This is a genomic window from Sphingomonas qomolangmaensis (assembly GCF_024496245.1).
Lineage (GTDB): Bacteria > Pseudomonadota > Alphaproteobacteria > Sphingomonadales > Sphingomonadaceae > Sphingomonas > Sphingomonas qomolangmaensis.
Genome location: NZ_CP101740.1, coordinates 1,356,247 through 1,370,626, shown reverse-complemented (window position 1 = coordinate 1,370,626; position 14,380 = coordinate 1,356,247). Strand labels below are relative to the sequence as shown.

13 protein-coding genes are annotated in these 14,380 nt (G+C 66.7%); 6 read left to right on the top strand and 7 right to left on the bottom strand.

From position 1 onward, the window contains the following. Nucleotides 1-4: 4 nt before the first annotated feature. Genes NMP03_RS06460 through NMP03_RS06435 form a run of 6 tightly spaced genes read right to left on the bottom strand, consistent with a single transcriptional unit; the run spans nt 5 to nt 6,538 of the window. Nucleotides 5-1,039, bottom strand: coding sequence for a lactonase family protein (locus NMP03_RS06460; protein ID WP_256507669.1), 1,035 nt, complete (start codon nt 1,037-1,039; stop codon nt 5-7). Beyond that, complete coding sequence (locus NMP03_RS06455; protein ID WP_256507668.1) at nt 1,036-2,094, bottom strand: zinc-dependent alcohol dehydrogenase; 1,059 nt, start codon at nt 2,092-2,094, stop codon at nt 1,036-1,038. The genes NMP03_RS06460 and NMP03_RS06455 overlap by 4 nt, the downstream gene beginning before the upstream one ends. 40 nt (nt 2,095-2,134) lie before the next feature. After that, a complete protein-coding gene (locus NMP03_RS06450) occupies nt 2,135-2,875 on the bottom strand; it encodes an SDR family oxidoreductase (RefSeq protein WP_256507667.1) in 741 nt (246 codons plus the stop codon). 2 nt (nt 2,876-2,877) lie between these two features. Continuing rightward, nucleotides 2,878-5,103, bottom strand: coding sequence for a hypothetical protein (locus tag NMP03_RS06445; RefSeq protein WP_256507666.1), 2,226 nt, complete (start codon nt 5,101-5,103; stop codon nt 2,878-2,880). A 9-nt stretch (nt 5,104-5,112) separates the two neighbouring features. Then, nucleotides 5,113-5,637 (bottom strand): ferritin-like domain-containing protein, encoded by a 525-nt coding sequence (locus NMP03_RS06440; RefSeq protein ID WP_256507665.1) that lies wholly within the window; start codon nt 5,635-5,637, stop codon nt 5,113-5,115. A 43-nt stretch (nt 5,638-5,680) separates the two neighbouring features. After that, nucleotides 5,681-6,538 carry an MBL fold metallo-hydrolase gene (locus tag NMP03_RS06435; RefSeq protein ID WP_256507664.1) on the bottom strand — a complete coding sequence of 286 codons (858 nt, stop codon included), beginning with the start codon at nt 6,536-6,538 and terminating at the stop codon, nt 5,681-5,683. Nucleotides 6,539-6,950: 412 nt separating this feature from the next. Between NMP03_RS06435 and NMP03_RS06430 the strand changes: the two genes are divergently transcribed. Genes NMP03_RS06430 through NMP03_RS06420 form a run of 3 tightly spaced genes read left to right on the top strand, consistent with a single transcriptional unit; the run spans nt 6,951 to nt 9,196 of the window. Beyond that, nucleotides 6,951-7,691, top strand: a complete 741-nt coding sequence (locus tag NMP03_RS06430) for a Crp/Fnr family transcriptional regulator (protein ID WP_256507663.1) — start codon at nt 6,951-6,953, stop codon at nt 7,689-7,691. 31 nt (nt 7,692-7,722) lie between these two features. Further along, the gene (locus tag NMP03_RS06425; protein ID WP_256507662.1) at nt 7,723-8,934 is read left to right on the top strand and encodes an MFS transporter; all 1,212 of its coding nucleotides are present in this window, start codon (nt 7,723-7,725) and stop codon (nt 8,932-8,934) included. After that, on the top strand, nt 8,924-9,196 hold the full coding sequence (locus NMP03_RS06420) for a hypothetical protein (protein ID WP_256507661.1): 273 nt from the start codon (nt 8,924-8,926) through the stop codon (nt 9,194-9,196). The genes NMP03_RS06425 and NMP03_RS06420 overlap by 11 nt, the downstream gene beginning before the upstream one ends. Nucleotides 9,197-9,207: 11 nt before the next feature. Here NMP03_RS06420 and NMP03_RS06415 read toward each other — a convergent pair whose 3' ends face one another. Further along, the gene (locus NMP03_RS06415) at nt 9,208-10,761 is read right to left on the bottom strand and encodes an MFS transporter (RefSeq protein ID WP_256507660.1); all 1,554 of its coding nucleotides are present in this window, start codon (nt 10,759-10,761) and stop codon (nt 9,208-9,210) included. A 209-nt stretch (nt 10,762-10,970) separates the two neighbouring features. Between NMP03_RS06415 and NMP03_RS06410 the strand changes: the two genes are divergently transcribed. The 3 genes from NMP03_RS06410 to NMP03_RS06400 all read left to right on the top strand — a co-directional run bounded on the left by NMP03_RS06410 (nt 10,971) and on the right by NMP03_RS06400 (nt 14,336). Then, nucleotides 10,971-12,188: a trypsin-like peptidase domain-containing protein gene (locus NMP03_RS06410; protein WP_256507659.1), complete on the top strand. Its 1,218-nt coding sequence runs from the start codon at nt 10,971-10,973 to the stop codon at nt 12,186-12,188. A gap of 94 nt (nt 12,189-12,282) precedes the next feature. Further along, on the top strand, nt 12,283-12,960 hold the full coding sequence (locus NMP03_RS06405; RefSeq protein WP_256507658.1) for a response regulator transcription factor: 678 nt from the start codon (nt 12,283-12,285) through the stop codon (nt 12,958-12,960). Then, nucleotides 12,957-14,336, top strand: coding sequence for a sensor histidine kinase (locus NMP03_RS06400; RefSeq protein ID WP_256507657.1), 1,380 nt, complete (start codon nt 12,957-12,959; stop codon nt 14,334-14,336). Before NMP03_RS06405 ends, NMP03_RS06400 begins: the two co-directional genes overlap by 4 nt. The last annotated feature ends 44 nt before the right edge of the window (nt 14,337-14,380 follow it).

Below are 14,380 nucleotides of genomic sequence, written 5' to 3'. Positions count from 1 at the left end.
GCTGTTATCGCCCCGGGACGAAGGGAAACACCGCGCCGGGAAGGGGGATCGCGGCAGGTCGCGCCGCCAGGGTGCCGTCGGGCCGAAGATCGAAGAGGGTGAGGTTGCCGCCGTCTTCATTCGCAAGCACCAGCAGCCGTTCGGCTCCGAGCAGCGCGAACGCACGGGGCGAGGCCCCGCCGCTGGGAATGGCTTGCAGCATGTCCAAATCGGTGTCCGATTTCCATGCGAAGACGGCAATGCTGTCGTGCCCGCGATTGGTAACATACGCGCGCTCGCCGCGCCGGTCGAGCGACAGATGCCCGGCGATGCTCTCGCCGGTAAAGCCCTCAGGCAGCGTCGACAGCGTGCGCAGCGGCGTCAGCATGCCGTCGCCAACCGCGAGGATCGTCAGCGTGTTCGCCAGCTCGCTCACCAGCAGGGCGAGCGGGTGTGAGGGATGGAACACCAGATGGCGTGGGCCCGATCCCGGCGGCGCGTCGTATGCGCGCTGGCCCGGGCCGAGCGGTCCGTCGCGCCGGTCGGCGCGATAGGCCATGATCGCGTCGGCGCCGAGATCGACATGGTAGAGCCATCGCTGATCGGGCGCGAAGCATACGCAATGCGCGTGCGGGCCCTCCTGCCGATCGGCGACCGGCCCGCTGCCCGCGTGATGGCGGATCTGCGGCGGCGCGAGCGGCCGCCCGCTCGACGAATCGAGGCGGAAGAGCGCGATGCTGCCGCTGCCGTAATTGGCCACCGCCAATCGATCTTCCGCGGCGTTGAGCGCGACATAGCAGGGGTCGGCGCCGTAGGTCGCGACCTGCGCCACCTGCTGCCAGCCATCGGCGCCCGCGCGATACGCGCCGAGCGCGCCATCGGCCTGTTCGTCGACCAGATAATAGAGGTCATGGCGCGGCGAATAGGTGGCGAACGATGCATTGCGCGCGACCGCGAGCACCTCGTCGCGGCGCAAGCTGCCGTCGTTCGACAATCGTAGCCGGTGCAGGCCGGTGCCGCCGATGCTGGCGTCGGTGCCGACCAGCAGGTCGACGCTCACGAAATCGTGATGGCGACGAAGACCGCGCCGGTGGTCTCCTTGGCGTCGGCGGTCTCGAACGCGTCGTTGATGTGGTCGAGGTCGAAGCGATGGGTGATCAGGCTGGCGGCGTCGAGCTTCCCGTCGGCGAGCAGCTGGAGCACCATGCCCTGTTCGGGATAGATGTCGTGGAAGGCGAAGCTAGCGCTCATCACGATTTCGATCTCGGACATCTGGATCCGCTGCCATTCGAGCGGGATGCTGAGTTCGCCCGCGTCGAAGCCCCCGACCACCACCACCTTGCCGCCACGCCGCGCCAGCTTGGTGGCGAGCGGCAGCGTCTCGGCCATCGATTCGCCGCCAGCGCATTCAAAGCACACATCGGCGCCGCGCTCGCCGGCGAACGCCAGGACGCGCTCGAGCACGTCTTCGCCCTTGCTGGTGTCGACCACGACATCGGCACCCAGCTTGGTCGCGAGTTCAAGCGAACTGGCGACGCGATCGACGATCAGCACATCGGCGCCGCTCAATTTGGCAAGCTGCAACTGGCCTAGCCCGATCGGCCCCGCGCCGATGATCGCGATCTTCTGATTCACCCCGACCCCGGCGCGATGATGCGCATGCAGGCAGACCGAGAAGGTGTCGATCAGCGCGGCTTCCTCGAAGCTCACATGATCGGGCAACGGATAGAATTTGCTCTGCGGCCCGCACACGAATTCGCCATAGGCGCGCGAGACATATTTGGTCCGCACGTCGTACAGATGCTCGCAGATATTGTAGCGCTGGATCCGGCAATAGGGGCACACCCCGTCGCCCATCACGGTTTCGATCACCACCCGGTCGCCGGGCTTCAAATTGGTGACGTCGGCGCCGACTTCAACGACTTCGCCGGCCAGCTCGTGGCCGACGATATGGCATTCGAGTTCGGGCTCGGCCTTGTTCCAGTGACGAAGATCGGTGCCGCAAATGCCTGCGACGCGAACCCGCGCCAGCACGAAATCGCCGGTGGGAATGATCGGGCGTTCGACCTCGGTAACCTGGAACCTGCCATCGGCGGTCTTGAGCGCGGCCCTCATCGGCGTGTTCCTTCGGTGATAGCGGGGGTGAGCGGCACGGTCAGGCGGTCTTCTGGATCCGCGGCTCGATCCGCAGATTGACGATGTCGGACCGATCGGACCGCGTGAGCGCGAACAGGATCACGTCGGCGACCTCGTCGGCGTAGAGCATCCGATGGTCGGCGATCGCCTGTTCCTTCTGGTCGTCGCTGCATTCCTGCATCGGGGTCGAAACCGATCCCGGCTGGATCACGCTGACCTTGATGTTCTTGTCGGCGACTTCCTTGCGCAGCGTCTCGGCAAAGGCCTGGATGCCCGCCTTGGTCGCGGCGTAGACGCTCTCGCCCACCGCCTTGATCTCGGTGCTGATCGATCCGACGAACAGCAGATGCCCGCCGCCCTGCGCCTCCATCCGCAGGATCGCGCGCCGCGCGCTGGCCAGCGTGCCGATCAGATTGGTTTCGATGACATAGCGCCAGGCATCCTCCTCCATCTCGTGCACCGGTTGCGCGCCAAGCGCGGCGCAGGTGACGAGCATGTCGATGCCGCCCAGCTTCTCGTCCATCGCGGCGAACACCGCATCGATGCCGTCGCGCGTCGAGACATCGGCGAGCATCCCATCGACGCTGCCGCTGCCGCGATCGGCCTGCGCCAGTGCGTCGTCGAGCCCCGGCTGATGCCGGCCAAAGGTCATGACGCGCGCGCCGGCTTCGACGAGCAATGTCACTGTCGCGAGGCCGATCCCGGTCGTGCCGCCGGTGACGAGCACGCGCTTGCCGTCGAGGCTGGTGAGTTCTGGCATGATCATTCCCATGTGAGGACGAGGCGGCCGCTGGCGGGCACTTCGTAGGCGATGCGATCGGCGGTGCTGGCGCTGGATCGCAGGACGTCGCCATCGGGCGCGGTCAATTCGACCGCGCCGAGCTTGCGGCGTTCGAGCCGAACGATGCTGAGGCCGGCGGTCGAGGATTCGCCCCCGGCCAGCGTGATCGTCAGCGCGCGATCGCCGGTGCGCTCCATCGACTGGACGAACTGGTCGCAATATATTCGGAACGGCGCGCCCTCGATCGGGTGGAAGCTGCGCGTGGCGAAGATGAAGGCGGCGCCGGCGCCATAGACTTCCTGGCCGACCTGGCCCGCGAGCCTGCCGTCGGGATAGAGGTCCTCGAGCGGGAACGAGAGCTTGGGGTCGATATGCCCGTTGCTCTCGCGCTGCTCAGTGGCGACGGCTTCGGGCGGCAGCGCGTCGGGGTAGAAATACCAGCCGCGATCGAGCGCGTAGCGGCAATATTCGGCGACCAGCAGCCGCGCGGCGGGTTCTAGATCGGGGCCGCTATCGGCGAGATAGCATTCGAACGCGGCGAAGGAATCGAAGCATTCATAGATCGCCATATACGGCGCGTCCTGCAGGCAAGTGACCCCCAGGAAGGTCTTGTACTGCGCGGCATGCCCGACCTTGCTCTCCCAGATGACGCAATTCTGGAAGAAGCTGGCGAGATAGACATAGCTTTGTTCGAGATAGACCGGGCGGTTGGTGATCCGCCACAGCCGCATACACGCCGCCGCGCCCCATGCGGTGAGATTGGCCTGGTAATTCACCCCGAAGCGCAGCCCCATCGCGGCGTCGATCGCGCAGCGCGCCTCGTCGAGGAAGCGCTTCTCGTCGGTCAGCTCGAACGCCTGGAGCATTACCCAGGCATAGATGCCCGCGACATCGGTCTGGCCGCGGCAATCGGCGCCGGCCAGCTCGGTGATGATGCTGAAGTCGGTGACCTTGTACTGGACCGGCCATTCATAATTGAAATGATGCGCCGCCTTGATGCCGAAATCGATCGATTTGAGCAGCAGCGTCCTTGCCTGTTCGTCGCCGTCGAGCGCGAGCAGCCCGAGGTTGAGCATCGGGTGGTACAGATACCAGCTGTCGACCGCGTCGGCGTCCTTGTCGTCGCCGACATTGGGCAAATAGCGCCGCAGCGATTGCAGCTCGGGATCGTAGAATTTCTCAAGCCCCGCCTTGAACTGCGCTTCGAGCGGGTGCGGGGTGCCGCACCATTTGCCCCAATCATGGATCGCCGCGACGACCGACATCTGGACCATGATGTCGGGATATTCGGCGTTGGTGTAGGGGTGGATATAGCGATGGCCGTAATGCTCGATCGTCGCCTCGGGCGCCTGGTCGAGGTCGCGCAGCGTGCGCTCGGCGCGGTCGACCCAGTCGCGATAATCGACGCAGGGCAGGTCGAGCCGCTGATAGGCGACGCCGAGCATCTGCAGGAAGCGCCGCGCGGTTTCGCGCTCGTCGGGCGGGGCATGGTGGCGGAACACCAGGATCGCGTCGGACAGGATGATCTCGGTTCCGCCTTCGAGCACGCCGGCGGGTGGGGTCTGGCCGCCCTGCGCGATCGGAATGAGATGGCCGAGCTCGGGCCAGCTCCCGCCGACGATGCTTTCGGGGGTGGTGCCCGTCGCGCCATAATAATCGTTCATCGACGTCAGGTTCTGGAAGTACAGCACGTCGCCGAAGCGCGGTTCGTCGACGCGGAAATAGACGATGCCGACGTTCAACTTGCGCTGCTTCGCCTCGACGCTGCCGACGGTGCCGAGCGGATCACCCTTATTGTCGATCGGGTACAGGTCGCGCGGGAGGAACGGGATGAGCATCGGCATCGCCGGAGTGAAACGAACCGTCACGCGCAGGTTCTCGAGCGCGTTCGCGCCGGCTTCGAGCGTGATCAGATGGCGGCCGAGCGCGCTGGTGACGCTAAGCCGCGCATCCTCGCCCGCCTGTGGCGCGAGCGCCTTGCATTCGAAGGCGCACGACAAATGGGCGGCGCGCAGTGCGACGCCGCCGCGGCCTTCGCGCACGACCACCACGAACACCGAATCGTGCGTGGTGCGCACCTCGACCTGGAGCTCGCCCAGGTCGAATTCGGCGATCGGCTTGGCAGCAGCCGCACGCCCTAACTCGCGCACCGCCAGCACGTGCGGGCTGGCGATGGGAACGTCGGCTTCCGGATTTTTCGCTCCCATCGCCTTCGCTCAAACCTTGGCGGTGAATGAACCGCTTTCGGCGTACAGGCCGGCATAGCGGCGCGTCACCATCGGCAGCGATTCATCGATCCACTGCGCCATCGCCTGCTCTTCCTGCAGCGACTGGTTGAAGAGCGCGGTGGCCTCGGCAAAGCCCGCATCCTCGGCCATCGTCAGCAGCGATTTGTACCCGGCGATCTCGAAATGCTCGAACGCATAGTTGGCGAAGCTGTTCTTAAGGATCTCGTCGCCGGCGATCGAATGCGCCATCGCCGCCATCCCGCCCGTCATGCTGAGGCCCAGATCCTTGAGTGCCGAGGCGCTGGTGTCGAAGCTCGTCAGCACTTCGTCGATCCGCGCGAGCTGATCGTTGGTTTCCTCGATGTGCGCGCGAAGCCGATCGGCGACCTCGGGATAATGCTCGATCCGCGCGACCTGCGGGGTCATGATCGACAGCGCCTGCTTTTCGACCGCGTGCATGTTCTTGGTGCCGGTGATGAAAAGGTCGCGGAGGGCTTCCTGGATGTTGGTCATGATCGTCTCCTTCGGCTTGGGGTGGTGGTAGTGGTGGTGAAATCTAAAGCGGCGAACCCGCGCGACAGCGTTCGAACTCGACCGGATCGTGCGCACAGGTGACGGTGACCTGGTCGCGACGCTCGATCGAGAGCGTGCGCAGCCGTGCCTGGTTGGCCATCCGGCTGGTCGCATCGACTTCCATCAGCCGCTGATAGGCGCGCAGCCCGGGGGTGCAGCGCCGCCGCGCATCGCGCATCTCGCCGCGGTAGAAATAGGCGTCGCCGGCGTGGAGCAGCCAGCGGCCGTCGTCGCGCCGCACCGCTACGCCGGCATGGCCCCAGGTGTGCCCGGGCAGCGGCACGAACAGGATTTCGGGCGGCAGGCCGGCAAGGTCGCGGACCGCGTCGAAGCCGAACCAGGGCTCGCCGCGCGCGCCGTAGCGGCGCCAATGCTGGACGCCGCCCAGCTGCGGCGCGCGCCAGCGGTTGCGCGCGACGACCCCGGCATGCGGCCCGGTGGCGTCGTCATATTCGCGCGCCATGACATGGACTACCGCGTTGGGAAAATCCTCGAGCCCGCCGGCATGGTCGAAATCGAGATGCGTCGCGACGATATGGCGGACGTCCGACGCCCGGTGGCCGAGCGCTTCGATCTGGCGGATCGCGGTATCGCGTTCGTGCAGCCGGATGTTGAGCATCAGCCGCCACGGCACCGGGATGCGCGGATCGGGGCGCGCATGCGGATGCGCCACGTCGCGCAGGCCATAGCCGGTGTCGATCAATACCAGCCCGTTCGCGTCGGTTTCGATCAGCAGGCAATGGCAGACGATCTTGCCGAGCGGCCCAGTGCTGCGCCCGTCGAACAGCGCGCCGCCGAGCGGACAATCGGTACCACAATTCAGATGATGAATTCGCAACATCGGTCCTTCGTCGATACGCCGCGCGCGCCCGTTCGCCCCGAAGAGCGAACGGAGAGTTACATGCGACGCGGTTAGGCGGGTGCCGGGTCTGTCTGCTCGATCGAAACGCAGGACTGCTGGCGGCGATCGTGATAGTCCATGACACGTCCTTGGGCTGCGCAGATGCAGATGCGAAAGGACAACCGGTCAGCAGGTTAGATGTTTCTGTGATTTTATCACATTATGACCAAGAGCTTGAGGCAATTGGAGAATATATTATCGCATCGACGTGTTTCACTGCACGATCAATCTAAATGATAACTCAGGTTAGTTGCGATAATGCGTGCCGCCTATTATATACTTGATCGACTGATGAGCGAGGGGTTCGGGTGGTCAGCGAGTTTTGTATCCTCTTGAGCGAATTGGATCGGCAATGAATACAAGGACCGAAGTGCGTACCGACAATCTCTTATTGAACGCGCTTTCGCCCGACGATCTCGGATTATTGTCTGAAAAGATGGAGCGGGTATCGCTTTTGCGCGACGACATCATCGTCGGCGCGAATGCAGCAATAGACCATGTATACTTTCCCGACGATGGCCTTGCCTCGATCAGTACGGTCACGTCGATCGGTCGGCAGACCGAAGTCGCCATTTTTGGCCGAGACGGGGTGTCGGCCACCTGCCTGATCCTCGATGTATTCAGCTCGCCGCACGAAACCCGGGTGCAGATGGCGGGGATGTCGGCGCACCGGATCGAGACCGAACATTATCTGCGCGCGATCGAGCGGAGCCCGACGTTGCGATCGGCGTTGCTCCACTATGTGCAGACGCTGCTGGTCCAGGCCGAGCACAACGCCGCCACCAATGCGCACCAGCGGATCGAGGTTCGCCTCGCGCGCTGGCTGCTGATGGCGCACGACCGGATCGATGGCGACGAGCTTCGGCTCACGCATGAATTCATGGCGAAGATGGTGAGCGCCGAGCGCAGCGGCGTCACGATCGCGCTCCACGTGCTGGAGGGCGGCAGGATGATCAAATCCGAACGCGGGCGGGTCATCATGATCGACCGCCCGATGCTCGAACGGCTGGCAGGCGAATGCTATGGCTTGCCCGAAGCCGAATATCGCAAGCTGATCGGGCCACTCGGGCGCGGACATTGCGGCGACGGTTGACGCTGCACTGCAGCATAGCCATTTGCCGACGATGACGACGACATCAGCAAAAACCCGTGCGCCCGCGATGGTGCTGCTCGCGCTGGCGACCGGCGGCTTTGCCATCGGCACCACCGAATTCGCGACGATGAGCCTGTTGCCCTTTGTTGCCGAGGGGCTCGGCATCGACGAGCCGACCGCGGGGCACATCATTTCGGCCTATGCGATCGGGGTGGTGGTGGGTGCGCCGGTGCTCGCGGTGCTCAGCGCGCGGATCCGGCGGCGCGCGCTGCTCGTGGCGCTGATGCTGTTCTTCGCGCTCGGCAATGCACTGTCGGCGATCGCGCCGAGCTATCATTGGATGCTGGCCTTTCGCTTTCTCAGCGGGCTGCCGCATGGCGCCTATTTCGGCATCGCCGCGCTGGTCGCGGCAGGCGTGATGGGCCCCGAACAGCGGACGACTGCGGTCGGCCGGGTGATGCTCGGGTTGACGGTGGCGACGATCATCGGCGTGCCGCTCGCCAACACCATCGGCCAGCTGATGGGATGGCGTTGGGGCTTTGCGATCGTCGCCGCCATCGCGCTGCTGACCGCGTTGCTGGTGCGGCTATACGCCCCCGACGACCCCGTTGCCGCCGATGCATCGCCGCTGCGCGAATTGGGGGCGCTGGGGCGACGGCAGGTCTGGCTGACGCTGGCGACCGGCGCGATCGGCTTTGGCGGCTTGTTCGCGGTCTATGCGTATCTGCAATCGACGCTGACCGAGGTGACCGGCATGGCCGCGCTCGCGACGCCTCTGGTGTTCGCCGCATTCGGCGTCGGGATGACGCTCGGCAACCTGGTGGTGCCGCGCTTCGCCGATCGCGCGCTGGTGCCGACCGCGACTGCGATGCTGGCGCTGAGCGCTGTCGCACTCGCGTTGTTTCCGTTGGCGGCGCAGCGCGTTCCCACCGTCATGCTCGACGTACTGGCGATCGGCTTCTCGGCCTCGCTCGCCACCGTGCTGCAGACGCGGCTGATGGATGTGGCGGGCGACGCGCAGGCACTGGCGGCGGCGCTCAACCATTCGGCGTTCAACACCGCCAATGCGATCGGTCCGTTGCTCGGCGGCCTGGCGATCGCGGCCGGCTGGGGCTGGACCTCGACCGGCTATGTCGGCTGCGCCCTGGCATTGCTGGGGTTGGTGATCTGGGGCATCGCCACCTGGGATGCCCGGCGCACCGAGCGCAAGCCTCGGATCGGCGGCGTCGCGCATGCAGTTTGACGATCAGGTCCGACGCTATTTCGGCGCCGACAACCTCGCGGCTGTCTCGCCCGAGGCGATCGACGCGGGTATCGAACGCATGCGGGTAGATCTGGGGCTGTCAGCGGACCCGACGCGCCGCTTCGCCTTATGGTCGTTGCTGTACATGCTCGGATCGGCGCCCGCGCTCGACGTGGTGTTCGAAGATGCGGGCGAACGCGATGCCGCACGCAACTTCATGGACCTGATCGATCGGCAGGGCGCGACCGATGAAGCTGGCTGAGCGCGCTGCGGTTACGCTGCCGCTTCGAGTTCGCGCAGACTGCGGCCACGGGTTTCGCGCCCCGCGCGCGCGATCAGCGCCGCCGAAAGCCCCATTGGCAGGATCAGCGCCACCGCCGCGCCGCCCAATGTCGGGATCAGCCCCGCAAACGCGCCGAGCTGCACCGCGACCCCGCCGAACTTGCTGCTGGCGGCGATCAGGCCGGTCGCACGCCCGCGCACCGCCAGCGCGTAATTCTCGGCGGCATAGGGCAGCAGCACCGCGATCAGCCCGTTAGTGCCCACCACGAGCAGCGCGATGACGGCAACGAGCAGCGGCGGCCAGGCCAGCGTCGCGGCGGGCAGCAGCGCGCCCGCAAGCCCTGTGAGCGTCAGCAGTACCGTCCCGATCAAGGTCCATTTGCTGCTCCAGCGGCTGTACAGCCAGGCGGCGATCATGATCGTCGGGAGCGCGACCAATGCCGAGCTGGCGATGATGCCGCTGGCGAGCTCGGCGCTGAACCCCCGGTCCTGCAGGTCGGTCGGCAGCCATAGCAGCAGCCCGAAATTGACGAAGCTCCATGACAGCGCGGTGATGACGAGTGCGGCGGTCAGCTCGCGCTGGTTCGTCGCGGGCGGCGGCGCGTCAGCGGACGCTGCCGGGCGCGTACGGCGGACGATACCGAACTTGCGCGTCATGTCGGCGAGTTCGGCGTGGAGCCCGCGCTCGAGCAGGAAGCGTGGCGATTCGGGGATCCAGCGTGCCAATGCCAGCAGCAGCAACCCCGTGGGGAAACCCTGCAGCCACAGGCTGCGCCATCCGAACAAGGGCTCGAACAGATGCGCCGCGCCGCTTGCCGCAAGATAGCCGCCGACGAGCCCGGTACCGCCTGCCAGGACGAGCACCCAGCTGCGGTGTCGCGGCGGCATGACTTCTGCCAGCAGCGTATAGACGACGGGCAGCATGCCGCCGGCAGAGCACCCCATCAGGAAGCACATGATCAGGTTCCAGCCATAGGATGGCATCGCACCGCAGATCGATGTGGAAACGAACAGGATGGTCGACAGCAGGATCGACACGCGGCGGCCGTAAATGTCGGCGAGCCACCCCCATATGAACGATCCCACCGTGGTCCCTGCGAGCGCGACGAAGGGAAGCAGCGCCGCGGTCGATTTGGCGATTCCATATTCGCCGCGCATGCCGGGCAGCACGAAGCCCAGCGTCGCGGGCTTCATCGTGTCGATGATCAGCCCCAGCGTCAGCACCAGCAGCACCGCGGCGTGCGACCGCGTCAGCGGGGTGTCGTCGGGCGCCTCGAACGTCGTGCCCGCGCTGGCGTGATGATCGGGGCGGTGCTTGGGCAGCGCGCCGATGATCGCCGCGGGCACCCCGATCGCGATCAGCGCCATGCCCAAATACATCCACGCGTCCATCGACATGCCGGTGAGGTGATTGCCCATCGTGTGCGCCATCGCCAGCATCGGCAGATGCAGCAGCACCCCCGCGCTGATCGCGACGCAGCCCGCCCAAAACAGCGGCCAGCGCTCACCCACCACCGAACCACGGTTCGCCACCCTTTGCGCCATCACTCGTCCCTGCCGATTTCGTGCGACCTAGTACGCGAGGGCAGGGCGGACGCAAGGGATGCTCGCCAGCCCGATACGCGGTCACCGCGATGCCGCCAGTCGGCCGGCGATGGACGATCATTACACCGAATTCATCTTCGCCTCATCACGGGTCCACCGTTCGGGCCCACAACAGCGGTCGATCGAAGCTCCCAGAAAGGAACACCGCCATGGCCTTCCCCCGCCGCCTGACCGTTCGCCCCCTGATCGCCGCCGTCGCGCTGGGCACTACCGCGCTTGCCGGCGTTGCGGGCGGGGCGATCGCCGCCGACCAGGACCGTGCCGGCATCGTCGGGCAGTTCGTGGCGCCTGGGCCCGCCGCGGTCGCGCAGGCGGGGGTCCACAGCTCGCTGTCCGACATGGTCGAAGCCGTCGGCACCAGCGTCGTCCAGATTCAGGTCAAGCCCGATGCGCGGGTGCAGCAAATGGCGGGCCCGATGCCGTTCGGGCGGGGCGGTGCGGGCAACGACAGCGAAATCGCCGATCGACTGGGCGAGCTCTTCGGTTTCGACCGGGGCGGGCCGCTTGGGGCGCCCCAGCGGCAGGCGCCGCCGCGCAGCGCGCTGGGATCGGGGTTCATCGTCGATGCGTCGGGGCTGGTCATCACCAACAATCATGTCGTCGAGGGCGCCGATCGCGTGACGGTGCAGATGTCCGACGGACGCGAGCTGCCGGGCCGCGTGTTGGGCCGCGACCCCAAGATCGACATCGCGGTGATCCGCATCGATGCGAAGGGGACGTTCAAGCCGATCACCTGGGGCGACAGCGACCATATCCGCGTCGGCGACAGCGTGTTCGCGGTCGGCAGCCCGTTCGGGCTGGGCAACACCGTGACCTCGGGCATCGTCTCGGCTCGCGGCCGCGAGATCGGCGCGGGCCCCTACGACGATTTCCTCCAGGTCGATGCCGCGATCAACAGCGGCAATTCGGGCGGGCCGTTGTTCGACGGCAGCGGCCGGGTGGTCGGGGTGAATACCGCGATCTTCTCGCCCAGCGGCGGCAATGTCGGGATCGGCTTCGCGATCCCCGCCAAGATGGCGCGCCAGGTCGCGCTCGAGATCGCGCGTGACGGCCATGTGTCGCGCGGGCGGATCGGGGTTTCGCTGCAGGACGTGACGCCCGACATCGCCAACGCGTTGGGGCTCGATGGGACCAAGGGCGCATTGATCGCCGCGGTCGAGCAATCGGGTCCCGCCGCGCGATCGGGATTGCAGCGCGGCGATGTCATCCGCCGCTTCGGATCGACCAAGATCGACGACGGCCGCGACCTTGCGCGCGCGGTCGCCGATGCCGCGATCGGCTCGAGCGTTCCGGTCCGCGTGATCCGCGACGGTCGCCAGGTCGCGCTGAACCTGTATATCAGCAGCGATCAGGCAGCGCAGTCCTGACCCGCGGCCGGGCCGCGCGACAGGCAGCGTTGTGGAGCCGGGGGGCGGCGATCGCCGCCGTCCCCCATCGACCTCGAACGGATTGCCCGCTGGCGTGAAACTGCTGTTGATCGAAGACGATGCCCAGACCGCGGAGTATGTCCGCCAGGGGCTGTCCGAAATGGGGCATACGACCGATCATGCCACCACGGGCATCGACGGGCTGACCGCCGCGATCGTCGGGAGCTACGATGCGATCATCCTCGATCGGAACTTGCCCGAGCTGGACGGGCTCGCCGTATTGAAGGCGATACGCGCCAAGGGCGATGCCACGCCGGTGCTGCTCCTGTCGGCGCTGGGCACCGTCGACGACCGTATCGCCGGGCTGCGCGCGGGGGGTGACGATTATCTTCCCAAGCCATTTTCGTTCGGCGAACTGGTTGCCCGGCTCGAGGCGATCGTCCGCCGCCTGCGCGAGGTCGTGCCGGGCGAAACGACTCGCCGCGTCGGATCGCTCACGCTCGACCTGCTCGCGCGCAGCGCGACCCGCGCGGGGCGGCGGATCGAACTCCTCAACAAGGAATATCAGCTGCTCGACTATCTCACGCGGCACGCCGGGCAGGTGGTGACGCGGACGATGCTGACCGAAGCGATCTGGGACTATAGCTTCGACCCCGGTACCAACGTGATCGACGTCCATGTTAGCCGGCTGCGCGCGAAGATCGATGGCGAGGGCGAACCCCCGATGATCCGCACGGTGCGGGGCGCCGGCTATCGGCTGGACCGGGTATGAGCCGGTGGCGGCTGCAGCCCACCGCGGCGTTGCGCGGGGCGTTGTGGATCACGCTGATCGCATTGATCGCCACCGGGCTCGCGCTGACCGTCCAATATGTCCAGACCGCGCGGTTGCTCGATACCCGCGTGCAGGCGGCGGTCGATGACGAGGCCGCCGGGCTGATCGAGCGCTATCGCACCGAAGGACCGGTGGCGGTGGCACAGGGCGTGGCGCGCGCGGTCGATCGCCCGCGCGTGACCGATTTCATCTATTTGATGACCGATAGCGAGGGCCGTCCGATCGCGGGGAACCTGGCGCGTTGGCCGGGTGAAATCGACCGTACCGGCTATCGCTCGTTCGATACCCAGATCGCGACCGCCAGCGGCACGCTGGTCGAACGCCGGGTCGCGGCCAGGGCCATCCTGCTGGACGACACCTTCCGGCTGCTGGTCGGCAGCCTGTCCGACGATCGTCGGCTGCTGCGCGATCGATACGTCGCCGCGCTCGTCTGGTCGTTGCTGGCGACGGGGGCGATCGGGTTGCTGGCCGGCTTCTGGTACAGCCGGCGCGGGCTGGCGTTCCTCGACGCGGCGAGCGCGGCGGGGAAGCGATTTCGCGCGGGCCATTTGGGCGAACGCCTGCCGGTGTCGGGTCGCGGCGACGAATATGATCGGCTCGCGGCGACGCTGAACCAGGGCTTCGACGAGATCGAGCGGTTGGTCGACACGCTGCGCACCGCCACCGACGCGCTGGCGCACGACCTGAAGACCCCGCTCACCCGGATCCGCGCGCGCGTCGAGCTTGCCGCGCTGCGCGGCGATGCCGACGATGTCTCGACCGACCTTGGTGCCGACCTCGATGCGCTGTTGCGGACGATCGACGATACGCTTCGGCTCGCCCAGGCCGAGGCCACGCTGGCGACCGAGTTTTCGCGGCTCGATTTCGCCGCGATCGTCCGCGATGCGGGCGAGGTGTTCGAGCCGGTGGCGCAGGCGCGCGGCATCGGCTTGACGATCGACGCCGCCGCCACGACGATCGTCGGTGCGCGCTCGTTGCTGGGGCAATTGGTCATCAATCTGATCGACAACGCGATCAAATATACGCCCGAAGGCGGTGCGGTTGTCGTGAGGCTGTCGAGCGGGGCGCAAGGGCCGCGATTGACCGTGACCGATACCGGGCCGGGGATACCGGCCGACCAGCGCGACCGTGTCCTTGCGCGGTTCGTCCGCCTCGATCGCAGTCGGAGCACCGAGGGCAGCGGGCTGGGGCTGAGCATCGTCGCGGTGGCCGCGCGGATCCACGGCGCCGCGCTGTCGCTGTCGGACAACGCACCCGGGCTGATCGTCACCGTCGATTTCGCCGCGCCGGTCGAACACCCAGCGCCCGCACCTTGAGGCAACCCGCGCGAGCCGCCCACCGCGCTATACGATCGCCCGAT